Raw genomic sequence first — 24,252 nt, 5'->3', positions numbered from 1 at the left:
GTTTAGATATTCCTGAATATGAGGATAATTTTTAATAGAATCCCATGCGTAGTAAATGAATTGAGCATTCTTAAATTTATTTTTGAACTTTAGTAGGTTTTTTCTATCAAGAGACTCACCTTTAAGCACTATGACATAATCATAATCATCTCTTGTTTGAAGCAAAATCCTCTCAAAATACGCGTCTGAAATGCGTTTAAGAAAATTATTATCTTTCCAAAGCCTAAGCAATATTTTAAAAAAAACGTTATTAAATGGCTTTTCATCGAAATAATCAACGGTAGCACCGGCTCGCCTTAATCCATCAGATATTTCGGTTTCATAATTAAAAAAGCGAGGACATAAAAACAACACGTTCATTTCAAATACTCTTCTTCACAATGGCCGGAATGCCTACAAGTAGCACATTGTCATCACAGGAATGCATTACAACAGCATTAGCAGCGACAATAACGTTGTCACCAATTCGAATACCACCAAGAACTTTAGCCCCAGATGCAATTACTACATTATCACCTAAAACGGGGCGATTAGCATGATTAAATGGAATATCGATATTTTTCGCACCCAGCGTGACCTGCTGGTAGATTGTTGCGTTAACACCAATTTTAGATGCACCAATAACAACACCCTGCGAGTGAGGAATAAAAAAACCACCACCTATTTCGCAATTTGAAGCAATTTCAACCCCAAAAATAATGAAATTGATTAGCGATAAAAACTTCCCTAAAACGGGAATTCTTTTCTTATAGCAAAAATGACTCATGCGGTATAAAATAACTGGAGTCATTTTCATTCCAATAAAAGCTGATATGATACCTAAAAAAGATACTTTTGATTTATTACGCCCGCTCAGTTTGTAATATCTCAGTACATCTTCCTTAACTAACTCAAACATTAGGATGACTCCCTGTAAATATTTTAATTCTCACAAGAATAAGAGTTACAATGAAAAGTAAGAAATATGTCTGAATAAAAAACAAATTATAAAAGCCACTAAATATTGCACATTGCATTGCAATCGCATAAGGAAATAAACTAAAACGATATGACTTCAGCAAGTTCTTGTAGGCAACACTGAAAAGCAGAAGTAAACATGTAACCACTATTAGGGAGCCCGCGATGCCAAGATCGGGCATTAGCTTTTCAAACATTGTTGAAACGTTGGCATTATCATCTACTAACGCCATGGTATCATGGAATCCTAAATCACTATAAATGAGATTTCGGATAACACTGGGGAAAAGGTCCTGGAAGCTTGTAAAATCGTATACTGGTACTATATCCGCAAAGTTATAGGCGAGATTTGCAAGACCCGCAGTAACATAGACATAAAACCATGTAAATCCTGAAGGCAGACTCGACAAGAATTGGCCTTGGGGTGACAACAAATATTGATAAGGATTTTCAGCACCCCTGATATCTCCTACTGCTCCAAAAAGTAGAACTATTGTAACCACTGAAAATACAGTATAAACAAACATCTTTTTCGTTAATTTTTTATAAATAAAGAATAAAAAGAATATTTCCACGAGGCCAGACATTAGAATACCACGTCTGAAGACCAGCATTTCCCAGATGCTCATTAATAGAATTATCAGCAGAATACTTTTACGTTTTGATAAAAGAAAATGATAATATAGTGACGGAAAAACAAAAAGGAATAGCATATTAACTATCCCATGATATGTTGGTATGCCGAACTCGGTATAGTTATAGCCGCCCCTAAATTGCATAATCATTGGGATCCCACCAGCAACAACCACATCAGGTATTATCGCAAAGCACCAAATTATGAGCCATATTTTAGTCGCTCGCCAAGATGGCATAATATCTTTAAGACGGACATGATTAATACTGCCAGGAGTGATAAATGGAAGTGAAAAAATCAAACCCAGAACAATATTGATTGACAAAAACACCATCATCTCACTTGAGAGAGGGCTAATATTAGTCGTCAACCCAAGCGAATATAAGAAAATTGTGAACAGCCAAACTGAAGCATATACAAACCCTGGGGACATTAAAAAAATACTCATCCTACATCCTCAGCTGTCGAAGTCTTCCACCTTCAATATATGAAAGTGCCAATACGACCTTATACACAAAATCGGGTATTTTAATCGTTTTTGAATCTAATTTATCACACAACCAGAGCAGTATTTTTCGTGTCGTTGTTAGTGGGAGAATATGTATAGTCTTTATGAGTAGTTTACTAAGTAGTTTTGTATCTTCCAACATCACTTCGTAAGATGAAAAGAGACTGTCCTTCACGCATTCCGGATGTTTTTCTTTCAAAACAGGGAAAGATTTTGATGCATACACAACCATTCTTTCCGAAGCTCTGCGCAAAGTTGGGGTATCACTATCTTCTGCTCTTGCATCGGGTAAAAAATAAAAGTCATACTTTGCTTTTGAAACTCGGATGCCAAGTTCCTCATCTTCGCAGCCATAATGATAGAAGGTCTCATCAAAACCGCCAATTGTATCAATTATATCTCGCGTCAGGATAATGCCGTCACTTGCGAAGAAACGAGTGCTTATAATTCCTTCAGGCATGTTACGCGCCCCCAGATAACGACTGTCAAAATAGCGGAGATAATTGCTAGTGTTGAGTCTGGCGGGATCGATTCTTATGTTAATTCTGGCTGCTGTATAGCTCTTGCCATGGAAAAAGGAAACGATCATTTTTAATGCGTTAGGTTCAAGCAGGTTGTCAATATCAATAAACATTATCAACGAATTTGTCGCGAGAGAAATACCCACGTTACGGGAAATTGCCCTGCCAGAATTTTTTTGGTTCCTGTGGAATAAAAAATTTATCTTATCTTTAAACGCTTCCGCATACGAGCCTGCGATTTCTGCAAGTGAAATCGGACTACAATCGTCAATAAGAATTAATTCGACAAGGTTGTTTGGATAATCAATATTCAGTATAGCATCCATGAAGCGCTTAACTTTCGATGGTTCACAGTAAGCAGGGACCACTATTGAAATCTTATCATTGTACTGCACTAATGCACCTCGTAGAATAAATTATATTAAAGGCGTAGACTACTGCTAAACCGATGACGATGTTACCCACCCCCATATAATGGAAAATGGCAGGAACAATAGCCACTACCAGGCAGAAGGCTATCAACCACTTAATAGCTAATTTTTTTAACTGCTTCATTCTAATTAGAACCATACTGAGCAACTGATCTATAGCTAAAATTGGTGTTAACCAGACAAATGTTTTTAAAAAACTATATGCGTAAACGAGTTTTGCACCATAAAGGACGTGAATAATCATGTCTGCAAGAACTGTTGTAAAAAGTGCGCCAGCACAGGTTACTGCAAGCGTAGCGAAAATACAGAACGGCAATTTTCTTTTTATTGTTGTAATATCAATAAATTTAAATATAAAAATTGGTGCGATTGCCTGAACAAACAGAATACATATTGCATACCAGTTATCGACTAACTGAAGTGCTGCTGCATAGTTCGAATACGTTTCTCCAGAAATTTTCCCTTCGAGATATACTCGATCAAATTTCATGGTAACCTGCTGCATAATCAAACAAAACCATACGGCGACACCAATCTTAAAATACGAGAAAATCTCAGAATCAACCTTCACGAATTTAAATCCTGTAGCTTTTCTGAAAGTATAAAAGATAAAGCCACAAGGTAAAAGGGATTCAATAACCCATGCCACCCAAAGATAATTTATTGGTAATTGATTCCTTACACCAATATAAATGACAATGAGTTTAATTATTGCAGCGAACATCAACACGAGGCAAGGTAATTTTAGACGAGCCTGGCTTTGGTACCATGTTAAACCTACAATAAAAGTTTCTCGTAATGCAACAGATATGGCCAAACCAATAATGAACTGTCTGGACAGTCCACTGGCTGCAAAGATTCCCCATGCCACCATGCACAATGCAACGAAAACTCCTGCCGCTAGACGCAATAAAATCACGTTGCTCATAGTGGAGTTTATTTTTGATGGTGCATCCAGCAATTTAGGAATAACCACCTCAGCCCCACAGATCCATGTACCTGTCATGAATATAGCCAGAATAACGAGAGAATATTGCCAGCTACTGAAATCACCAAAATTATAATGATTTATCAATAATCTGTTAATAATAATAATGATAACGAGTTGAGTGATTCTCTCGAGGCTAAGATAAAAAAAGTTCACAAAGACTTTTCTTTTATCTTCATCCGCCACAATTTTTCTAATCGCTGACAAGAAAAAATTAGACATCTGTCATATTCTTTTTAAAGTTATCAATCATTATTTCTATATCAGACAATACATTTTTATAGACATAGCCGAACTCATTTATAGTTCTGGTATTATCCGTAGGAGGGAAATACTCACCTTTGAAACCGTCATGCCATTCAATCGTACAGCCAGTTTTATTCGCAATTAAATCTGCAATATCAGATGCTGTGGTATTTACACCAGAAGCAATGTTGTAGATGTCATGTTCATTCTTACGGCTGATGAGGTAAATCATTTCTGCAACATCCGTAACTGAGACATAATCTTTTGCATATGCAGGCGCAACATACATATCAATATGTTTGTTTGATATTGCATTTCTAATTATGCTTGGCAGAAATAGCTTACTTTTTAATGCCAAACCGTAAACGTTACTAGGTCTGACAATAATCGTATCTCGGTTGCTTTTAAGGCATAACTCTTCACTTACCAGTTTAGTAAGATTAAAAAGTCTTCGGTTATCGCTACTGCATACCGTAAGATTATCATTTTCCGACGCGCTATCTTGTTCCATATATACGCGCGTTGATGAAATATAGATTAATTTCGAGAATTGAGCGCGTTCCAAAATTGTTGCCAGCAACTCGGTGTTTGATTTATATACATCAAACGGTGTGTTTGCACAATCACCATTGCCAGCAGCATAGATGACAATGCCCAGATCTCTATCAAAAAGAGTCTTATCATCGCGCGGCGGGACTTCAACTTTTTCGCCCATAGCCAGAAGGTTTTCCACGATTTCACTACCAATGAAACCACGTCCACCGATCACTGTATAATGTGCTTTCATAACGTTTTCTTGTACTCAGCGAGTGTAATTAATTTGATGTCTTTTTCAGAGAGGAGTGGTGATGTTATCGGCCAGTCAATCGCAATATCCGGATCATTCCAGATAATCCCACCTTCATCCTTTGGATCGTAAAAATCAGTACACTTATAGTGGAAATCAGCATAATCGCTTAATACGCAAAATCCATGGGCAAACCCAGGGGGAACATATAATTGGTTATTCTTCTCGCCTGAAAGAAGTACACCAACATATTGGCCAAACGTATCAGAATCTTGGCGAAGATCCACTGCAACATCATAAACCTCACCGCTGATTACGCTAACTAATTTACCCTGAGGCTTCGTTTTCTGGAAATGCAGTCCACGTAGAACATTTTGACTCGAACGTGAGCGATTATCCTGTACAAAAATACCTTTAATTCCTGCATCTTCATATTTTTCTTTATGCCAGGCTTCAAGAAAAAAACCTCGAGAATCACCAAAAACCTTAGGCTCAATGATTACACAATCTTTTAAAGGGGTTTGAATTACGTTCATTATAAATCCTTCGGTGGGAAAGAATCTCTTTCCCATCTACTTTGTGAGTTAATTTCAGATTTTGGTACTGACTTGATTGTTTTCTTTCCAGAGTAAGTCACAGATGTCATCAGTAGGATTAAATGCAGTAGGTGCATTTAGCAATATTTTGCGCACCTGCTCATAATCAAAGGTGCGACACGAGATATCCAACTCTGCAAGAATATTTTTCATTTCACTCCAGGGAAGCATAACTTCATTAGCCGTTTTAATTCGTGGATGCTGTGTTATAGAGACGTTATCGCCTATTAATAGCTCTTCATAAAGCTTCTCACCAGGCCGCAGCCCCGTCGTTTTGATAGCAATATCACCATAAGGATTTTTATCATCGCGGACGGAAAGTCCCTGCAAGGCAATCATGCGGTGAGCGAGATCAATAATTTTAACCGGGTCGCCCATATCCAGCACAAAAACATCTCCCCCACTACCCATTGCTCCAGCCTGGATCACAAGCTGAGCTGCTTCAGGAATGGTCATGAAATAACGGGTGATATCAGGGTGCGTTAATGTCACCGGACCACCAGCAGCGATTTGTTTTTCAAATAGGGGTACAACCGAACCAGACGAACCTAACACATTCCCGAACCGGACCATGCTGAAGCAGGTTTTACTCGATTCTGATGCCAGGGCCTGCAGAATCAGCTCCGCCATACGCTTTGTCGCACCCATGGTGTTTGTTGGCCGCACAGCTTTATCTGTAGAGATAAGAACAAAACTTTCGACGCCACAATTTTCGGCAGCTTGAGCACAGCACAAAGTTCCAAAGATATTGTTACGGACACCGTCAATAACATTGAATTCAACTAGCGGAACATGCTTATAGGCTGCCGCATGGTATATAGTCTCAACGTTAAATGCCTTGATTAGCCTTTCGAGATGTTCCATATCCTGAACGTTACCTAAAATTGGGTAAATCTTAGTATTCAGGGATTGCGTCAGAATTAAATTTCTAAGTTCAGAATCAATAGAATAAAGCGAGTATTCTGATAACTCGAAAAGAATTAGTTGTGAAGGTTTATTTTTGATAATTTGTCGGCATAGTTCAGAGCCAATAGAGCCTCCTGCGCCAGTGACCATGACCGTTTTATCAAGAATATTTTTTGAGACTAATTCAGGGATCGGTGAAACAGGGTCGCGACCTAGCAGATCTGTAATCACTACTTTACGTAAAGCATCGATTCTCGCTTTTCCTTCAACCAGGTCAACCATTCCCGGAATCGAAAGCACCTCGCAAGGGAGTCCCTCGAGGGTAGAAATCACCTCATTTTTTCTCGCACGGCTTGCACTTGGCATCGCCAGCAGAATTTTCTTGGCCTCATATTTCTCGATTAGCCATGCCAATTTCTCTGGCGAAAACACACTTACACCATGGATAACCTGCCCCTGTAATGAGCGATTGTCGTCAACAAACGCAACGGGATAGTATTCATCCATCTGACTCAACGCGGGAAGTAATTGTCGTCCCGAAGCTCCGGCTCCATATATGATGACGCGGGTTCCCAATTTTAAGCCACGATTAACTAGCATTCTCATTCCAAGGCGCGAGCCCGCCACAAGCAATACCCCGAACGAGAAATAGATAAAGGGGATGGTTCTTGGAAGATAGAGGTTTGTGTAAAAAGCTGCGATAATCAGGAGCAACGACGAAATTAGCATTCCAAGAGAAACAACAAGCAGTATTTTCGCAGTAATATAACGTATTACAGCTCTATAAAGCCCTAGTTTTACAAAGATGGCAAGAGTGATTACTATTATCGATGTGAGCAGTAACCAGTGGGATACACTAGTTAACGGTGTCATAGAATCAATACGAACCCAAAATGCAAACCAAAATGCACACGTTAACAAAACAACATCAATGGAGAGTGTAATAATCCGTTTTATTGGTCTTGGCAAAGAAATTAAATAAGTTAGCATACTAAAAACTAGTCGCCTCGTTAAAGCTTGCTATTAATTTATAAAATAGTACCGGGAAGGCATATGGCATGCTCATCCACTGTTGCACTATATCCACCCACTGTTCCCGCTTGCAGAAAAGCCGATTTCCCAATATTCGCACCACCAGCAAGATGCACGCCAACACCTAAGTGGGCAAAATCACCAAGCGTCGAATCATGATCCACCGTCGAATGACTATTAACTATCGTACCTACTCCTAAGGTTGAGTTTGCGCCAATAACTGCACCGGCTAAAACTACGCTCCCGCTCCCCAAGGTAGCGGACGGACTCACAAATGCAAAGGGGTGTACCAGCGTTGTAGGAGTGATATTTAAACTTTGAAGCTGATGGTGGAATACTTCTCTTAGCTTATTATTGCCAATGCCTATAACAATATGTTTGGCAGTGTTCGCAAAGAGATTAAGATCTGATGTTTTCCCAATAACATGCATCTCTGAAGTATTTAAGCGCGATTCATTATCATCGAGGAATACAATATTTTCATACCCTAAAAGGGTAGCAGTTTCGTACAGCGTGCGTCCATGCCCTCCAGCTCCTATAATGACCAGATCATTCATTTATGCGTTCTCTTTGTCTTTGACTCCAGCACCACATTTGAAAGCGATAAATATCAATGGTAGCCACGCGATAATAATGCCAACAATTCCATCTACTTTTGCAGAAATAATTAAGTATGCAATTGGGAACAACCACACAATATTTATTGCAATCGCCACCAATGTTACCGGAACATGGCTCATATATTTACGGGCAAGAATTTGATAGCAATGGCTTGCATGTGCTTCATAAACCTTTTTACCTGCAAGTAATCTTCGAAGCAAGGTTGTGGTAGCATCAACAATAAAAATACCAAGCAGGCAAAGTTCTGCGAACAAGACATGTGAGTCTAGCTTTGCAAAATAAAGAATCATCAGGCCAATGGTAATACCTAAAAAACCACTTCCAGCATCACCCATGAAAATTTTTGCCACAGGGAAGTTCCACACAATGAATCCGGAGGCGGCCCCAGCGAGAGCCAGAGCAATCATCGTCATCGCATCAGTGGAGCCACTATTTTGGCTAAGCGTTATTATCGCGACACTGCTAAGAGTAAAGGTAATGGCTTGAGAACTTGCAAGACCATTTATGCCATCCATAAAGTTATATAGATTCAACATCCACACTAGATAGACGCTTCCTATGATTATTCCAAACCATGACAAAGATACGACATAGCCAAATATATCAATATCCGGAAACGTTCCTAAGAAATAGAGACCTATTGCTGCTGCTAAGAAATGCATCAGCAAACGCCAGCGCGCAGCAATGTGTCCATGATCATCGAGAAAACCGATAACCGCAATCAATAAGCCGGGCACGAAGAAGCCTAAAAATGTCTCATGAGAGATATGTTTTGTCAGTACCAACCATAGTAATGCAGCTAATAATGTTAATACTATAGCCACCCCTCCACCACGCGGCGTCGGCACACTGTGTGAGCTTCTTTGGTTTGGCTGATCGATCACATTGTTCTTGATGGCGTACAACCTTAAACCCCAGGTCATCACGCATGAGATAAAGAATGCAAAAATGACAATCCCCAGATACAACATTATTTTTTACCTTCAATAAAATTCTTCGCTGTTTTTACCATCGTTTCCTGCAATGTAACGGGTGGAGTCCATTCAAGCTGTTCTCTTGATTTCGTTGAGTCGACTTCCAAATCGCCATACAGTTGGTCATATATACTTTTCTTCCTCATTGCTGAAAGAAAAATTTTAAGTAATGCCTGAGGGAAATAAACGATACGCGCTGTCATGCCCATCCCGGCAGAAAATGCCGTAATCATTTCTTCAGTTGATGGATGCTCCTGGTCAGCCAAAAGATAAAGTTCATTTTTTGACTTTTCATTTGTTGTGCATTCGCTTATAAAGCTCACAACATTGTCCAGTGAAACAAGGGCGCGCTTATTTTTTACTGACTTAAAAGGCAGAGGCAGGTTTTTAGACACTAACTTTAATAAGCGTTGAATATTACCCGGAGCATTTGGACCACAGATTAAAGCCGGACGAACGATTGTTATTGCCATATTACTACCAGAAAATGCCTTGAGAAGGCTTTCCTCGGCTTCCAGCTTGGAAATTGCATAATCTGACGTTGGTCTGGCAGGTGTCGATTCACTGAACGGTATTCCCGATGTGGAATTACCATTTACTCCAATTGAACTTACGAAGATGAAATGTTTTACGCCACAGTTCGCAGCGTCATTAGCTAATTTCATTGTCGCATCATGGTTAACACGACGAAATTCTGTCAGCGCATCTTCGGCATCATCTTTAAGGATATGTGCTCTTCCTGCGGTATGAATGACAGTATCACAACCTTGTAAAAGCGTAGTCCAATTCGTTTGAGCCGAAATATCGCCAAGATTATACATTCCCTGTTCGATATTTTCCTCTCGACGCGTAGTGAAAATTACCTGATGACCTGCCGTTCTTAACGATTTGACTAAAGCAGTACCGAGAAAACCAGTCCCCCCTGTCACTAAAACTTTCATTGTCATCCCCTATCAGCTAATTAACTATAAACAAATATCATAAGCGGATAGCACTTAACGATTTTGATAATTTTGTGCAATCCAGGATTTATAATTACCGCTTTTAACGTTTTCTACCCATGTCGTGTTTGCCAAATACCATTCAACGGTTTTACGTATCCCGCTTTCAAAGGTCTCCTGCGGCGTCCATCCCAACTCAGCACCAATTTTATGCGCATCAATCGCATAGCGGCGGTCATGGCCTGGACGGTCAGCTACATACGTAATCTGATCGCGATACGAACCCTCTTTAGGCACAATCTCATCAAGTAGATCGCAAATCGTATGCACCACATCCAGGTTCTGCTTTTCGTTGTGTCCACCAATATTGTATGTCTCCCCCGGTTTCCCTTGGGTGACCACGGTATAGAGTGCACGCGCATGATCTTCTACATACAGCCAGTCACGAATCTGGTCGCCCTTCCCGTAAATAGGCAGTGCTTTACCGTCCAGCGCATTCAGGATAACCAGCGGGATCAGTTTTTCCGGGAAATGGTACGGACCATAGTTATTTGAACAGTTGGTGACGATGGTCGGGAAACCGTAGGTGCGCATCCAGGCACGAACGAGATGATCGCTGGAGGCTTTTGAGGCTGAATACGGACTGCTGGGGGCATACGCGGTCGTTTCAGTGAAGAGCGGCAGCTCAGTTGATGCAGGATGCTCATCTGGATGCGGCAAATCTCCATACACTTCGTCGGTAGAGATGTGATGGAAACGAAACGCTTTCTTCGCCTGCTCATCCAGCGTGGACCAGTACGCACGGGCGGCTTCCAGAAGGACATAAGTGCCGACGATATTGGTTTCGATAAACGCTGCCGGGCCGGTAATGGAACGATCGACGTGACTTTCAGCGGCAAGGTGCATTACCGCATCAGGCTTATGCTTTGCGAAGATGCGATCCATGGCGTCTTTGTCGCAAATATCCGCACGTTCAAAAACATATCTGTCGCTGTCGCTGACTTCATTAAGCGACTCAAGGTTGCCGGCATAGGTCAGCTTGTCCACATTGACGACGTCGTCCTGGGTATTTTTAATAATATGTCGTACAACCGCTGAGCCGATAAAACCAGCCCCGCCCGTTACAAGAATTTTCACGTTATCTGTTCCGTCTAGTGTATATGTCTGGATACTGGCGTTCTGAAACATGAGCATTTATTAACGGTTTCAGAAATTGAGCACGCTACCGCCCCTGGCTTAACAGCTACCAGTGCACTGAGCGATGTTTGATTAAATGATTTTACTTGTCTGGTTACAGACAAAAACTGGCGTTAATTGTCGTCCTAAATGACCTCAGAAACAAGCACAAATCGCTACAAAGCTGCTGAGATTTGAATCAGATAACTCTATGTAATCATTAAAATTAATAACAAAAAACGGCAGTCATCATTTTGGTTATGTTTCAATACACCAAAATGACGACTGCCGTTTGTTCAGGGCGTGGCAGGAATATCAGTCTTCAGCCAACAGCTTCTCAATCCTGTTTCTGAACTTCGCCCCTTCCTTCAGGTTGCGCAGCCCATAGTTCACAAACGCCTGCATGTATCCCAGCTTCTTACCGCAGTCGTAGCTGTCACCGGTCATCAGCATCGCGTCAACAGACTGTTTTTTCGCCAGCGCGGCTATTGCATCGGTCAACTGGATACGGTCCCAGGCGCCCGGCTCAGTTTTTTCCAGCTCGGCCCAGATATCGGCGTTAAGAACATAACGGCCAACCGCCATCAGATCCGAATCCAGCGTCTGCGGCTGATCCGGTTTTTCGATAAATTCAACGATGCGGCTCACCTGCCCTTCCGTCTCCAGCGGTTCTTTCGTCTGGATAACGGAGTATTCGGAGAGGTCTCCCTTCATGCGTTTCGCCAGCACCTGGCTACGGCCCGTTTCATTGAAACGTGCCACCATTGCCGCCAGATTGTAACGCAGCGGATCGGCTGAAGCGTTATCGATGATGATGTCCGGGAGAACAACGATGAATGGGTTATCACCCACAACCGGACGGGCACACAAAATCGAGTGCCCAAGACCCAGCGGCTGCGCCTGACGCACGTTCATAATGGTCACGCCCGGCGGACAGATAGACTGCACTTCTGCCAGCAGCTGGCGTTTGACGCGCTGCTCAAGCAGCGCTTCGAGTTCGTAAGAGGTGTCGAAGTGGTTCTCAACCGCATTCTTGGACGAATGGGTAACCAGGACGATTTCTTTGATCCCTGCAGCAACAATCTCGTCGACGATGTATTGAATCATCGGTTTGTCGACGATCGGCAGCATTTCTTTAGGAATGGCTTTTGTGGCGGGCAGCATATGCATGCCCAGGCCTGCTACCGGAATGACTGCTTTCAAATTAATCATTATTTCTTCCACCTTAAAATGGTTGACGAATTATAGCTCTTAAACCTGTTTTCGCCAGCATGATTTGCCGTAATCCTCAGGTAATGTTACGCCTTAGCCCCACAAATTTCTGTAGTTGTAATCTGAATAGATCACACTTCTTTGCCAGGAATAGTCTCAAAAAAGAAAATTGTCGATTATCTGTGCGGAAGCGCAAAATTCAGCCTTTCCACATTCACTACCTGCTGATCCACCCGGTCAATATCCACCGAACTCTGCCCCTTCTCATTCACAGCTTTGATGTTCGCCAGCGACAGCAAGGTTTCATCTTTGGCCATAAATTTACCCCGCACATCTTTACGCAGGTCGAAGTTGATCTTCAGCGCGGGGCCAATGGCAGCCTCCTGCATCACGTTGATATTACGTAAGAAAAGATGCTGCGGCTTGTTGTGCAGCTCAAGCGTCGCCCGCTTCATCTCCATGTTGGTGATCGCTACAAAGGAGGTCGCGTTACCGGATGAAATTTGTATTCCGCGCAGCTTATACGCAAGCTGACGATTATCCAGATGAATATTGTTAAGCTTGAAGTTCTGCGGGATGGACAAATAATCGCCTTTTATCACCCCATAGCCGATTAACATTCCGGCACTGTTTACCATGTCGACATTATCAATAATGAAATTATCACAGCCATAAATAGCCACCGTGGCGTTATCTATACCCGCCTTTTTACTGAAATCGGGGGTAATATTTTTTGCTTTAATATTGCGGATAACAAAATGTTTTCCGTTCTCAACGTGCACCAGTTGGCGACAGTTGCTGCCGGTGATATTTGCCACCACGAAGTTCTTAACGGTTTGTTTTTCCGGGTAGTCGTTATCGTAGGTGCTGCCGGCGAGGCCGATGCCGATGCCCCAGTTGATCTTGCCGTTGGTGCAGTTGATGTTATCGATCACATGATCGGAGATAAGGATATTGCTGTCATTGATGGCCACATTCCACTCGATCGCATCGCCCTGCAGATGGCTGAATTTACTGTTGGTGATGCGGGCACCGTCAACCTGATTGTGAAAGCCCTGGCGCAGGATGGCGTAGTTTGCCTGGGTCACGCTGATGTTATCAATCACCAGATTGCGCATCACGCGAGGTTTTTTGCCGCCAATGTAGATCTGCGTTACCGGACCAAACCCGCTCATTGCCAGCCCTTTGATCGCACAGTCAGAGCCGCGAACGTCGAGCGTAATGTTCTCCGTGCGCCCGCCGCCTTCACCGATCACTTTGCAGCCTTCCTGCAGCACAAAGCGACCGCGTCCGTTGCCGGTTAACGCCCCGCGGATCAGCAGCGTTTTCCCGTCAGGAATGAAAATGCCCTTATTGATGTTTTCACAGGTAAGCCCGGCCGGGACAACGACGGTGTCACCGTCCTTAAACGCCTGCTTAAAGGCGGCGATCCAGTCGTTGTTATTGTATTGATTAATGGAGACCGTCTTTCCGCTTGCCGCCCGCGCGATGCGGGACGACAGGAGCGGCGTAGCCGCCAGAACGGACAGAGAAGAGACAAAGGTGCGTCGGGTAATCTTTTTCAGCATACAACCTCGGCGTTACAGCGTTTGCAGCAGGCTCGCTAACTGGCGATTGATCACCTGCTGGTTAAAATCGGTTTCAACTTTTTGTCGGGCATTGTGGAGCACGGGCTCCAGCGCCTGCTGGTCGATGTCGCTGAAGGCAGCTAATCGATCCGCAAGCGCCATCGCGTTATTCTCCGGCACCAGCCAGCCGGAATGGTCAGATTTGATCAGCTCCGGGATCCCGCTGTGCAGGGTGGATACCACCGGGATCCCCACGGCCATCGCCTCCATCAGCGCCACCGGAATGCCTTCCATATCGCCATCGGCGCCCGTTACCGAAGGCAGCAGGAACACGTCTGCTTCATCGAGCATGGCCTTGACCTCATGGCTCGGCTTGAAGCCCGGCATCTCCACGACATCGTCCAGCTGATACTGTTCGATCAGCGTGCGCAGACGACGCTCCCACGGCCCAATGCCGAGAATGCGATAGTGGAACGCCACCCCGCGCGCCTTCAGCTGTCGGCAGGCTTCAATCGCCACGTGCAGACCTTTCTTCTCGGTCAGACGGGCCACGGAGATGATCTGCAGCGGTTTTCCCGGCACCTTAACCGGGCGGCGGGTAAAGCGCGTTAAATCCACGCCCATCCGCGACACGGCAATTTTTTCTCCCGGGCAGCCCATGCTTTTCAGGCGTCCGGCCCACAGGTCGCTGATGGGCAGCATCATGTCGCCGCGGCGGAAAAGCTGCTGATACTCCGGCGTGTAGTGGTTCAGCACCTCGCGGCTGGAAATGTCGATACCGTGGAAGATGGTCGCAATTTTGCCGTCAATTACGCCCAGCTCACGCAGTTTCGCGGCGGTGACGCCCGCCGGGCCAAAGTGGGCGATAAACACGTCGGCGCGATACGGCTGCGCCGTTTGCCCGCAGATGGCCGACAGAATTAAATTGCGAGATTCCGATCCATAGCGGGAAACGTTCAGCGCGCGCCACGTGGACGCGCGGTGGATCCCGCGTAACGTCTGGCTGGCCCGATAGCGCAGCTTGCTCAACTTCCCGGCCGGTTCGTCCTGCAGCCAGCGGGTCTTCGCCTCCAGCCCATACTGGGTATACGCCGCATGGGTATTTTTGGTGTCGCCCTTCTGCAGGGCGACGATCTCCACGTCATATCCCATATCGATAAACGCGGTGATTTGGTTCAGTACAAAGGTCTCAGACGACAGCGGAAATTTCAGTAAGAAGAAACCAACCTTCATTTCCCCTCCCGCACGCGGTCAAGTACCGATTTCACCATACCAATGCCCTTCTCGCGCTCGGCTTTCACCGCCACCGCCAGACGTTCATTGATCGCAGGGAGTTGACCCAGGGTGTCCCCCACCATTGCACCGAGCGATCCGTCCAGCAGATGACGAATATCCACGGCCATCTCCGGCATGCCCAGCTGCTGCATAATCCCGGCGGACTTGTGCTCATAGTTAATGGCGATGGCTGGCGTACCGAAGTTCATGGAGATAATCGCCGAATGCAGACGGGTGCCGACGGTCAGGTCGCAGGCTGCTAGCAGCTTGCCCATCTCCAGGTCGTTCAGCTCGTCCATCACCACGTGGTAGCGGGACGGATCGTTCACCAGGTTGCGCAGGTTCAGCGCCACCATGCGGTCATCTTTGTTGTAGCTGTCGATGCCGGTACAGGTTGAGAGCGCCAGCACCTGGTAACCGCTGTCCAGCACGCGGTTCACCACGTCGGCGAACGCTTTCTCATAGGCTGCCTGGGTGGTGCCAAGACGCTTATCGAACGGGGCGAGTTCACGCAGGGTAATCGCGACGGTTTTCTGTTTCGCCGTCACGTCGAGCCAGTGCTGCACCGCGTAGCTCGGCTGGAAGTTATCGTCCTGGTGATCCACCAGCCAGGCGGTATCCACGCCGTGTTCAACTTTAGAGGTGTCAATTTCGCTGCGCTTCATCATGTCGAGGCTGACCGATTCGCGCAGGATCAGCGCGTCGCAGTGGCCAAACACGTAATTTGCCAGCTGGTTAAACTGCGGATCCTGGAAGGGCCCGACGCTGTGGCCGATCATAAACAGCGGCTTTTTCGCCATGAACGTGCACAGCGCATGCTCAAACTGCGGCACGCCGTAGAGATCGACGAAGAACGAGCCGCCAACCTGAATAATGGCGTCATAGCCGGACAGCAGACGTACGAAATCGGTAAAGCCCTGCGCGATCGCGATGTTGCGCAGCTTACCGGTATCGGTCACGCGGGAAAGCAGCACCTGATGCTGGTAGCGACGGCGCAGCACTTTCTTCACGCGCCCCATCACGCCCGCGGCGTTGTTGTGCTGTTTCATCTGGCTGTAGAGCGGGTCCCCCATCACCGGGCGGTTCAGTAACCAGGATGAGCTGACCGGATAACGGCTCATCACGTCCACTTCAGTCTCAGGCTTAAGGGTGTTAATTGCATCCAGTAAACCGCGCAGGATGGCGCTGTCGCCACGGTTGCCGCAGGTATGGTTGCCAAGAATTAATAATTTCATAATGGCCTCTTAAAGAACTAGCCTGCGCGAAGCAGCATTTTCATTTTTTCGTTACGGCAAAACTGGCGCTTCATCTCTACCACCAGCGCGTTGCGCGACAGCACAATCATCACGCCAAACGCCAGCGCCCCCGCGGCAACCTGCACCGCCAGCAGCGCGGCCAGCGGCAGATGCCCGCGGAGGATAATGCCCAGGCCGTAGCTCACCGCCAGGGTTGGCAATGAGAGATAGAACGGCAGCCACAGGCTCAGGATGTACTGACGGTAGCTGGAGCCCAGCACCGGCTTGATCATGATGAAGTAGCTCAGAACGGTATTGACTACCTGCACCAGCAGGAAGCCCAGCGTGACGCCAATGGCGCCCGCCATATGCCCGCCGACGATAATCGCCGGAATAAACAGGAAGGTTTTGAACACGTTGAACTTAAAGCTGATATCCACGCGCGCCTTCGCCATCAGCAGAGAACCAATCGGATTCCCCACGGAGCGCAGCAGCCCCACCACGCACAGCAGCTGCAGGATCGGGATGATGCCGTTCCACTTCTCGCCAAACACCAGAGGCACGAAGTTGCTGGACACCACCATCAGCCCCAGCAGCACCGGGAAGTTAATAATCCCCACCACGGAAAGCAGCTTGTAGAAATTGACGCGCAGCTTCTCGGTGTCGTCCTGAATCTTGGCGAACGCCGGGAACAGCACGCGGGTGATAATTGGGTTGAGCTTCATAGGAGGAACAACCGCAACGTTATAGGCCAGGTTGTAGCCGCCCGCCACGCTCGCGCCCAGGATGCGCGCCAGCACCAGCGTCGAGAGGTTGGTGTTCACGTAGTTAATGATGCTGTCCGCCGTCAGCCACGCGCCAAAGCGCAGGTTGGACGAAACAGACGCGAGAGAGAAATGCAGCCCCGGACGGTAAATCTTGCGGCCAAAGTAGCCGAACAGCAGCGTACGCACGGCAGAGTTAACCAGGTAGCCGAGGATGGCGGTCATCGCCAGCGGCCAGAAATGGGCGCTCACCACGGTGAAGGTAAAGCCCGCCAGCACCGCGCTGGTCTCGATCATGCCGATCTTGTTGAACTCCAGCTCTTTCTGCATCAGCGCGCGGAACTGCTGGCCGTGAGGGATCACCACAAAGGCAAACGACAGCGTGCTCATCAGCGGGGCGAGATCCGGGTTGTGCAGCACGCTGGCGATGATGTCGCTCAGCAGGAAGACCAGCACAAACACGAAAATGCCCAGCCCGACGTTCAGCCAGTAGAGCGTGGTCAGCTCGAGATGGCTAATCTCTTTGCGCTGGATAATGGAGTTGGCGATACCAAAGTCAGACAGCGTATCGGCCAGCGCGATAATCACCAGCGAGACGGTCAGCAGGCCGAACTGGTGATTATCAATAATGCGCGCCAGCACCGTCATCTGCACCAGGCCGAGGCCAATGATGACGATGGTGGCCATGGCCGACCACTTGGCGCCGCTGATGGTTTTTTCACGTAAGCTCATCTTAGTACGCCGCTTTGTTCACGAAGCCTTTGAAGATGGTCAGAAAAACAATCTTGATATCGAACCAGAGGCTCCACTCGCGGATGTACTCCAGATCGAACTCGATGCGTTTTTCCATTTTTTCCAGCGTGTCGGTCTCGCCGCGCCAGCCGTTGATTTGCGCCCAGCCGGTAATGCCCGGTTTTACCTTGTGGCGCAGCATGTAGCCTTCAATCAGCGAGCGATACTGCTCGTTATGCGCCACGGCGTGCGGACGCGGGCCAACAATCGACATGCCGCCGGTAAAGACGTTGATGAACTGCGGCAGCTCGTCAAGCGAAGTGCGGCGCAGGAAGTTGCCCACGCGGGTGACGCGCGGATCGTTCTGCGTCGCCTGGGTCACCACCTTGTCGTTCTCCATCACCTTCATGGAGCGGAATTTCCACACCATGATCGGCTTACCGTCCATGCCGTAGCGGGTCTGACGGAAGATGACCGGGCCGGGAGAGCTCAGCTTCACCGCCAGGGCAATGCAGCACAGCACCGGGGAAATAAGCAGTAAAATCAGCGAAGAGAGCACGATATCTTCCACGCGCTTGAGCACGCGGTTAATACCCGACAGCGGCGTGTCGTACAGCGGTACCACCGGCACGCCGTTCACCTCTTCAATGCGGGAGTGCAGAATATTGAAGGTAAAGACGTCAGGGATGAGGATCACCGAGCAGGTGGTGTCCGCCAGCTCGCGCATCAGCTGCTTAATGCGGGATTCGTCCTTCATCTGCATGGCGATGTAGACGTTATGAATTTTGCCGGCCTTCGCGTCTTCAATAAGCTGCGCGTAATTGCCCGCCCAGTCCGCAGGTACGCCGCCCGGCTTCGCGTCGTGGTAAATCCCCACCACTTCAAACCCTAACCACGGCTCTTTGCGGAAGCTGTCGAGCAGCACTCTTCCGACCGGTAAATCACCCGCTACGGCGACGAAACGACGGTTATAGCCGCGGTTACGCAGCCAGCCCGCGCCAAAGCGGATCAGGGAACGGCACACTACCATGCCGACGCTGGTTAACAGGTACCAGCAGAGATAGGTTACGAAGCGGTTGTCAAAATCATGGCTGAACGCCACCAGACCCGCGCTGAAGATCAGGCTCAGGGTCCAGTTCTGCAGCAACAGCATCAGTTCGGTGGTCATTTTCACGCCGCGCCACGAGCGGTAGAAATCGGTCATCCCGCCGATCATCTGAAACACGACCAGCGCAATCAGGGCCATCAGCAGATGCATATATAAGAACGGCAGGCCGCTAATCCGACACACCGCCCACAATCCACCGACCATGATGGTGATATCAGAAAAACGCTGCACCATAGAGATTAACGATGCATTCGTTCTCGCTCGTTCGCGTTTTTTTAGATTCGTCATCGTTGTTCCTTTATTCAACCAAAACCTTACCCCTCACCCCAGCCCTCTCCCCATAGGGGAGAGGGTGTTCAAGTTCCCTCTCCCCTTTGGGGAGAGGGTTAGGGTGAGGGGCAGACTTCAGGTTTTCGTATTACTGATTCAACAGCGCCAGAATGTCCTTCGTTCGGGCTTCCATCAGCGCCGTGTCAGCGCGGGATTCCACGTTCAGGCGCACCACCGGCTCGGTATTGGACGAGCGCAGGTTAAAGCGCCACTGCGGGAACGCCATGCTGATGCCGTCGGTACGGTCAATTTCCAGCGCGTGAAGGGCAAAGTGCTGCTCCACGCGGGCAATGGCCTCGGCCGGCTGCGCCAGCTTGCTGTTGATCTCCCCGCTCGCCGGGAACGCCGCCATGCGGTCGCGCACCAGCTCGCCCAGGGTTTTCCCCTTCAGGCACAGGAGTTCGGTCACCAGCAGCCACGGGATCATCCCGCTGTCGCAGTAGGCAAAATCGCGGAAGTAGTGATGGGCGCTCATCTCGCCGCCGTAGATGGCGTCTTCTTCGCGCATACGCTCTTTAATAAACGCGTGACCGGTTTTGGACATCACCGGCGTGCCGCCTGCCGCTGACACCACGTCAACGGTGTTCCAGGAGAGGCGCGGGTCATGAATGATCTTCGCCCCCGGATTTTTCTCGAGGAACGCTTCCGCCAGCAGGCCGACAATGTAATAGCCCTCGATGAACTGCCCTTTCTCGTCGAACAGGAAGCAGCGGTCGAAATCGCCGTCAAAGGCGATGCCCATGTCCGCGCCGTGCTCAATCACCGCGTTGCGGGTGTCGTCGCGGCACTCCGGCAGCAGCGGGTTAGGAATACCGTTCGGGAAGTTGCCGTCCGGGGTGTTGTGTACCTTGACGAAGGTCACCGGCACGTTCAGCGCCTTAAAGCGCGCTTCCAGCGCATCCACCACCGGGCCGGCCGCGCCGTTACCGGAGTTGATAACCAGCTTCAGCGGCTTGAGGTTCGCCACGTTGATGTAGCCCAGCAGGTGGTCGATGTACTCTTTCTGCAGGTTAATCTGCTTATAGCTGCCGCGCTTCGCGTCGTTCACCGGCGGGAAATCGTTGGCTTCCGCCAGACGCTGCACGTCGCGCAGGCCGGTGTCGCCGCTGATGGGACGCGCGCCCTTGCGCACCAGCTTCATGCCGTTGTAGTCCATCGGGTTATGGCTGGCGGTCACTTCGATACCGCCGTCCACGCCGAGGTGGAAGGTGGCAAAGTAAATCTCTTCGGTCCCGGACAGGCCGATATCCAGCACGTCCACGCCCGCGTCCTGCAGCCCTTTTGCCAGCGCCAGCTTCAGGGATTCGCTGGTCAGACGCACGTCGCCGCCCAGCACGATGGTCTTAGGTTTTAAATATTCGCCGTACGCGCGGCCAATGCGCCACGCGATGTCTTCATTCAGCTCTTCGCCCAGCTTGCCGCGAATATCGTAGGCTTTAAAACAGGTTAATTTTTCCATGATGACCTCTTTTTCAGGCAACAGTTGGCCCTGACCACTTAATGGCCAAATTTATTTTTGTCATTCGTAGGCCCGGCAGGCGCAGCGCCGCCGGGCATGATGCGGAGTGCTACACGCGCCCGTAGCGATCCTGGAAGCGCACAATATCGTCCTCTTCCAGATACGAGCCGGAGCGCACCTCAATTAAGTCGAGTGGGATTTTCCCCGGGTTTTCCAGACAGTGCGTGGCGCCCAGTGGAATATAAATGGACTCGTTCTCGCCCAGCAGCTTCACTTCGCCGTCGATGGTGACTTTGGCGGTACCCGCCACCACCACCCAGTGTTCAGCGCGATGATGGTGCATCTGCACAGAGAGCCCCTCGCCCGGCTTCACGGTGATGCGCTTCACCTGATAGCGGTCACCCGCGTCGATGGAGTCATACTTACCCCACGGACGGTACACTTCACGGTGAATGTGGTGCTCGTGACGGCCGTCGGCCTTGATCTTCTCAACCACTTTTTTAACGTCCTGCACGGCGTTACGGTCGGCAATCAGCACGGCGTCTTTGGTCTGGACAACCACCAGATCCTTCACCCCGACGGTGGTCACCAGGCCGGATTCGGCGTAAACGTAGCTGTTTTCGGTTTTGTGGCTAATCACATCGCCGTGATGGACGTTACCCTCCGGGGTATGGGCGCTAATCTCCCAGAGGGAGGACCAGGAGCCAACGTCGCTCCAGCCTGCGTCCATCGGTACCACGACGGCGTCAGCCGTGCGTTCCATCACCGCGTAGTCGATAGATTCTTCCGGGCAGGCGAGGAACGCCTCTTCATCCACGCGGATAAAGTCGAGATCCGGGTCCACCACCGCCATCGCTTTCTCGCAGGCGCTCAGAATATCCGGACGGTATTTGCGCAGCTCTTCCAGATAGCGTCCGGCGCGGAACAGGAACATCCCGCTGTTCCAGTAATATTCACCGCTGGCGACATAGGCCTGGGCGGTTTCGAGATTCGGTTTTTCGACAAACTGCGCCACGTCAAACGCCACGCTGTCGCCTTCGCCCGGCGTTACGCTGCCGCGACGGATGTAGCCGTAGCCGGTTTCCGGCAGATCCGGCACGATGCCGAAGGTCACCAGCTTGCCGCTCTCGGCGTAAGGGATCGCGGCACGCACCGCGTCGCGGAAGGCGTCTTCCTGCTGGATAACGTGGTCAGCCGCCAGGACCAGCATCAGCGGGTCACAGTCAGGGCTGCTGCGTTTTGCCGCCAGCGCCGCCAGGGCGATAGCAGGCGCGGTGTTGCGACCGGCAGGCTCCAGGATGATGTTTTCCGTGAGCTTGTTCAGCTGACGCAGCTGCTCGGCAACGATAAAGCGGTGCTGTTCGTTACAAATCACCACCGGGCTTTCACACTCCACGCCGTGCAGACGGTTTACCGTCGTCTGCAGCATGGTGAGATCCCCTTTCAGGCAGAGGAACTGTTTTGGATAGAGCACGCGGGACAGCGGCCACAACCGGCTACCAGAGCCACCAGCCATCACAACCGGATACAAAGTGGTTTGACTCATGATTTATCCCCGTATATCTGCAATAAATTGGCTCAGCACGTTCTCTTTCTCAAGCGTGCGTTCGGCATATTCACGTGCCACCGTGTTCACTTTTGGCATGGCGAGTGCCTGCTCAATGCCGGTGACCAGCGCCGGGACCGATTCCGGCTCCACGCACACGGCAATCCCCGGATAGCTGTCACACAGCTGGCCTAATTCTGTTTCGGCTTCCGCCGTAATCACCGCGTTACCGCCCACTGCCAGAATGTTGGTCAGCTTGGACGGCAGCACCGCATCCGCCGCGCCGCGCTTTTGCACCACCAGATGGCAGTCGCCCATCTTCAGCAGCGCAGGCAACGCGTCGTAAGACTGCAGCGGGAAAAACTTCACGTTGGTCAGGCCGCGTTCGCCGGTCATCTTCTCCAGCCGCGCTTTTCCCCCGCCCTGCCCGACAATCACAAACGTCCACGGCTGTTCGCTCAGCAGCTGAGCTGCTTCAATAACGCTCTCCAGCCCCTGCTTTTCGCCGATGTTGCCTGAGTAAAGAATGATTTTTTGGTCTTCAGGCAAACCGAGCCGGGCGCGCAGCGCCTGCGCGTCTTGCTCCGTCACGTCGCGAAAACGCGTCACTTCGGACCAGTTCGGGAAGAAGATCACCTTCTCCGCCGGGACGCCCTTTTCCTGCGCCTTGTTCATCATCGAGCGTGAGATCGTCGAAACGTAATCCACGTTATGCAGCCCGCTGCGCTCAAAGGCGCTGGCGAGTTTCGCCACCTTGCCGCCCTTGCCTTTGCCTGCCATCCCCAGGCCCAGCATCGCGTCGACTTCGTAATCCTGAATGTGCAGCAACGTTCGCGCGCCGGAGAGTTTGCCCAGCAGGCGCATGCCCGGCGTGCAGAACAGCGTCGGCACCACGCCAATAATGCGATCCGGCTTCCAGCGACGCTGCGCCATCAGCGGGAAGAAGCTGCTCAGGGCAAAGCTGCCCAGATGAATTAACCGTTTCAGCGTCGAAGGCTGCTTCGGTACGTAGAGCGGGCAGCGCCAGACGATCGCTGCACCCTCTTCGCGACGGTAGCGCCAGCTTGAGTAGCGCTCCCCCACTTTCCACTCCGGGTAGTACGGCGGCGCGGTAATGACCCGCACGTCATGTCCCTGGCTCGCCATCCACTCCACCATCTCGCCGGTGTATTTCCCGATGCCGGTTAGCTCCGGCGAGTAGTTAATTCCGTACACGAGGATCTTCATAGGCCCGGCACCCCGGCCTGACGTTCAGCCAGGAAATAGGCACGGCTGTTGTCATGCACATTTTCACTGGCCAGCAGCGCATCTGGCGTTAGCCAGCGGTAGTCGTCATGCTGGGAATCAGGCAGACGCAGGTCTGCCTCACTCACCTTCAGGCGGAACCCCAGCACGATGTAGTGCGTGGAGAACCCGGTGCCCGAAAAGTTATCGTCATAGAAGTGCTGCCAGACCCCGTAAAACTGGCCCGCTGCCATTGGCAGCTGCAGGCCAAGCTCTGCCAGAGTGAGACGCTCGAAGGCATCGACCAGCGTCTCATCCTTCTGCACGCGCCCGCCGGGCACGAACCAGAAGCCCTGTGCAGGACGGTTGGTTCGTTTTCCCAGCAAGAACTCGCCGCGTTCGTTCTCCACGATCAAATCAATTGAGATGAGCGGAGTGGAACGCACCACCGTGGCAAAATCTTCCTGACTTAAAAACATCG

General features: G+C 49.3%; 21 protein-coding genes and 1 pseudogene. All 22 read right to left on the bottom strand.

What is annotated here, in order from left to right; all coding sequences use genetic code 11:
• Positions 1 to 360: pseudogene (locus tag USG84_RS14065) on the bottom strand (hypothetical protein); the annotation flags it as partial.
• Between the two features lies 1 nt (position 361).
• Positions 362 to 898, bottom strand: a complete 537-nt coding sequence (locus tag USG84_RS14060; protein WP_253542708.1) for a serine O-acetyltransferase — start codon at positions 896 to 898, stop codon at positions 362 to 364.
• Positions 891 to 2,039, bottom strand: a complete 1,149-nt coding sequence (locus USG84_RS14055) for an oligosaccharide repeat unit polymerase (protein ID WP_320738312.1) — start codon at positions 2,037 to 2,039, stop codon at positions 891 to 893. The genes USG84_RS14060 and USG84_RS14055 overlap by 8 nt, the downstream gene beginning before the upstream one ends.
• A 1-nt stretch (position 2,040) precedes the next feature.
• Positions 2,041 to 3,015 carry a glycosyltransferase gene (locus USG84_RS14050; RefSeq protein ID WP_061097691.1) on the bottom strand — a complete coding sequence of 325 codons (975 nt, stop codon included), beginning with the start codon at positions 3,013 to 3,015 and terminating at the stop codon, positions 2,041 to 2,043.
• Positions 3,002 to 4,261 carry an O45 family O-antigen flippase gene (gene wzx, locus USG84_RS14045; RefSeq protein WP_253542715.1) on the bottom strand — a complete coding sequence of 420 codons (1,260 nt, stop codon included), beginning with the start codon at positions 4,259 to 4,261 and terminating at the stop codon, positions 3,002 to 3,004. Before wzx ends, USG84_RS14050 begins: the two co-directional genes overlap by 14 nt.
• A complete protein-coding gene (locus USG84_RS14040) occupies positions 4,254 to 5,072 on the bottom strand; it encodes an NAD-dependent epimerase/dehydratase family protein (protein ID WP_253542718.1) in 819 nt (272 codons plus the stop codon). The genes wzx and USG84_RS14040 overlap by 8 nt, the downstream gene beginning before the upstream one ends.
• On the bottom strand, positions 5,069 to 5,608 hold the full coding sequence (gene rfbC, locus USG84_RS14035; RefSeq protein WP_061097688.1) for a dTDP-4-dehydrorhamnose 3,5-epimerase: 540 nt from the start codon (positions 5,606 to 5,608) through the stop codon (positions 5,069 to 5,071). Before rfbC ends, USG84_RS14040 begins: the two co-directional genes overlap by 4 nt.
• Before the next feature lie 54 nt (positions 5,609 to 5,662).
• Positions 5,663 to 7,564 carry a nucleoside-diphosphate sugar epimerase/dehydratase gene (locus USG84_RS14030; RefSeq protein ID WP_061097687.1) on the bottom strand — a complete coding sequence of 634 codons (1,902 nt, stop codon included), beginning with the start codon at positions 7,562 to 7,564 and terminating at the stop codon, positions 5,663 to 5,665.
• Positions 7,565 to 7,602: 38 nt separating this feature from the next.
• Positions 7,603 to 8,163, bottom strand: a complete 561-nt coding sequence (locus tag USG84_RS14025) for a sugar O-acyltransferase (protein ID WP_061097686.1) — start codon at positions 8,161 to 8,163, stop codon at positions 7,603 to 7,605.
• A complete protein-coding gene (locus tag USG84_RS14020) occupies positions 8,164 to 9,198 on the bottom strand; it encodes an MraY family glycosyltransferase (protein ID WP_253542724.1) in 1,035 nt (344 codons plus the stop codon).
• A complete protein-coding gene (locus USG84_RS14015) occupies positions 9,198 to 10,142 on the bottom strand; it encodes an NAD-dependent epimerase/dehydratase family protein (protein ID WP_061097684.1) in 945 nt (314 codons plus the stop codon). The genes USG84_RS14020 and USG84_RS14015 overlap by 1 nt, the downstream gene beginning before the upstream one ends.
• A 54-nt stretch (positions 10,143 to 10,196) precedes the next feature.
• Positions 10,197 to 11,279 (bottom strand): dTDP-glucose 4,6-dehydratase, encoded by a 1,083-nt coding sequence (rfbB, locus tag USG84_RS14010; protein WP_151413077.1) that lies wholly within the window; start codon positions 11,277 to 11,279, stop codon positions 10,197 to 10,199.
• A gap of 354 nt (positions 11,280 to 11,633) precedes the next feature.
• Positions 11,634 to 12,530: a GalU regulator GalF gene (galF, locus tag USG84_RS14005; RefSeq protein WP_061097682.1), complete on the bottom strand. Its 897-nt coding sequence runs from the start codon at positions 12,528 to 12,530 to the stop codon at positions 11,634 to 11,636.
• 176 nt (positions 12,531 to 12,706) lie between these two features.
• Positions 12,707 to 14,098 (bottom strand): colanic acid biosynthesis protein WcaM, encoded by a 1,392-nt coding sequence (gene wcaM / locus USG84_RS14000; RefSeq protein ID WP_253542727.1) that lies wholly within the window; start codon positions 14,096 to 14,098, stop codon positions 12,707 to 12,709.
• A gap of 12 nt (positions 14,099 to 14,110) precedes the next feature.
• A complete protein-coding gene (gene wcaL, locus USG84_RS13995) occupies positions 14,111 to 15,331 on the bottom strand; it encodes a colanic acid biosynthesis glycosyltransferase WcaL (RefSeq protein ID WP_061097680.1) in 1,221 nt (406 codons plus the stop codon).
• The gene (wcaK, locus tag USG84_RS13990) at positions 15,328 to 16,608 is read right to left on the bottom strand and encodes a colanic acid biosynthesis pyruvyl transferase WcaK (protein WP_151413078.1); all 1,281 of its coding nucleotides are present in this window, start codon (positions 16,606 to 16,608) and stop codon (positions 15,328 to 15,330) included. The genes wcaL and wcaK overlap by 4 nt, the downstream gene beginning before the upstream one ends.
• Positions 16,609 to 16,625: 17 nt before the next feature.
• Positions 16,626 to 18,104 (bottom strand): colanic acid undecaprenyl disphosphate flippase WzxC, encoded by a 1,479-nt coding sequence (gene wzxC, locus USG84_RS13985; RefSeq protein WP_151413079.1) that lies wholly within the window; start codon positions 18,102 to 18,104, stop codon positions 16,626 to 16,628.
• A 1-nt stretch (position 18,105) separates the two neighbouring features.
• On the bottom strand, positions 18,106 to 19,500 hold the full coding sequence (gene wcaJ, locus USG84_RS13980; protein WP_061097677.1) for an undecaprenyl-phosphate glucose phosphotransferase: 1,395 nt from the start codon (positions 19,498 to 19,500) through the stop codon (positions 18,106 to 18,108).
• Between the two features lie 130 nt (positions 19,501 to 19,630).
• Positions 19,631 to 21,001: a colanic acid biosynthesis phosphomannomutase CpsG gene (gene cpsG / locus USG84_RS13975; protein WP_061099645.1), complete on the bottom strand. Its 1,371-nt coding sequence runs from the start codon at positions 20,999 to 21,001 to the stop codon at positions 19,631 to 19,633.
• Positions 21,002 to 21,110: 109 nt separating this feature from the next.
• The gene (gene cpsB, locus USG84_RS13970) at positions 21,111 to 22,547 is read right to left on the bottom strand and encodes a mannose-1-phosphate guanyltransferase (protein WP_252040199.1); all 1,437 of its coding nucleotides are present in this window, start codon (positions 22,545 to 22,547) and stop codon (positions 21,111 to 21,113) included.
• Positions 22,548 to 22,550: 3 nt separating this feature from the next.
• Positions 22,551 to 23,774, bottom strand: coding sequence for a colanic acid biosynthesis fucosyltransferase WcaI (gene wcaI / locus USG84_RS13965; protein WP_253542734.1), 1,224 nt, complete (start codon positions 23,772 to 23,774; stop codon positions 22,551 to 22,553).
• Positions 23,771 to 24,250, bottom strand: a complete 480-nt coding sequence (locus USG84_RS13960) for a GDP-mannose mannosyl hydrolase (RefSeq protein WP_061097674.1) — start codon at positions 24,248 to 24,250, stop codon at positions 23,771 to 23,773. The genes wcaI and USG84_RS13960 overlap by 4 nt, the downstream gene beginning before the upstream one ends.
• Between the last annotated feature and the right edge of the window lie 2 nt (positions 24,251 to 24,252).

Origin of the sequence: Enterobacter sp. 168J2 (assembly GCF_034107265.1) — a bacterium.
GTDB classification, from domain to species: Bacteria; Pseudomonadota; Gammaproteobacteria; order Enterobacterales; family Enterobacteriaceae; genus Enterobacter; species Enterobacter nematophilus.
This window is presented reverse-complemented; position numbering and strand designations above follow the sequence as displayed.